The sequence below is a fragment of the Clostridium muellerianum genome (assembly GCF_012926525.1).
In the GTDB taxonomy this organism is placed as follows: Bacteria; Bacillota; Clostridia; order Clostridiales; family Clostridiaceae; genus Clostridium_AM; species Clostridium_AM muellerianum.
Genome location: NZ_JABBNI010000055.1, coordinates 1 through 1,478 on the forward strand (window position 1 = coordinate 1; position 1,478 = coordinate 1,478).

Here is a 1,478-nt window from a genome sequence, read left to right on the forward strand (position 1 = left end):
TAGTTTCCAAAAAATAAATAATGGATAATACCAAGCCTTGAAGTATAATTTTCTTTGCAGAGAAAAATTAAGAAAGGCAGGTATTATCCTATGAATAATTTTACCTTTACTCAAAATAACTGTAAAGAAGAAAGTACTTCCATTTGGCTAATTTCAGTAATGCAATTTGGTTTTAAATTTAATATTTTCAAACCATTTGAGACTTTTAATCTTAAGATGAAGAAAGTGAAATATTCTGTATATCAAAAACTCATTACTATTATGATGTCTATAGTGATTGGTTGTGAGACTACTAAAGATATCAATGAAAAGCTTGGTGTAGAAAAACTTGCACTAAATATGTTTGGTATGGATACAGCCCCAGACCAATCACAGATTAATGAACTAATTAGACGGTTTGATTCTAACAGCATAAATCAATTGCAAGATATTCATCATCATCTTTTTATGGAACACAGTAACTCAGTTCACTCTCATACAAAAGTAGTCGTAGACTGTGATCAAACAGGTTTAATTGCTAATGGTAAAACCTTTGAACTAGCTGAAAAAGGCTACTTTGCTAAGAAAAAAAATCAAAGAGGATATCAATTGGCTGCCGCCTTTACTGGTGAATATTCTGAGACAGTAGCAATGTTTTTAGATTCTGGAAATACCCATTGCACTGACCACTATGATGATTTACTAAAGGCTATATTGTCTAAATATAAAGATCAACTTCATAATGGTAACTTAATCTTAAGAACTGATAGTGGCTTTGGTTCATCTGATAACGTTGAAAAGCTACTTTCAGTTCCTAAATTAAAATTCGTTACCAAAGCATATTCCACAGTAAGTGCTAAAAATATTGCGAAAGATATACATTACTCAGAATACACTCAGGCCGATAAGGCGGCTTGGGTTTATGAACTTCCGGAAAACAATGGAGTCAGAAACATTATAGTTCAGACGTTATCTTCAAAAGGAAAACTAAAATATTCACTACTAATAACCAATATAAACAGTAAGGATATGAACGCAGTAGAGATATTTCATTTTTATAACAAACGTCAAACCATAGAGGCGTTCTTTAAAATGGCAAAGAATGTATACCATATAAAAAACCTAAGAACTTCAAAATTTTACGGAATTTACGGATTTTTATGGCTAGTATTTATAACACATAATCTCATAAGTTGGTTTAAATCTACAGTTCTCCATAGAACAGAACTTGAAAATGTAGGGGTAAGAGTTTTAGTCAAAAGTATTGGAACTATAAAAGGCTTTGTTAAAAGGACTTCTGAAGGAATTAGTGTAAATATTCCACCGATAACAAAACTAGCAAGGCTAATTGCTGACGTACTTTGTAGTCCTAAATATATACAAATGACTTTTAATATCTGAGGTTGAAAATTTACTTTCAATCAATACAAATTAATCCAAAACTAGAAATCAAATTTTAACTATTTTTAGTGTTACCATTTTTAACATTTGTATATTAT

General features: G+C 30.4%; 1 protein-coding gene. It reads left to right on the plus strand.

Annotation, left to right across the window (positions count from 1 at the left end):
- The first annotated feature begins 216 nt into the window (after nt 1-216).
- Nucleotides 217-1,380, plus strand: a complete 1,164-nt coding sequence (locus HBE96_RS19560; RefSeq protein ID WP_243186999.1) for a transposase — start codon at nt 217-219, stop codon at nt 1,378-1,380.
- Nucleotides 1,381-1,478 lie beyond the last annotated feature (98 nt).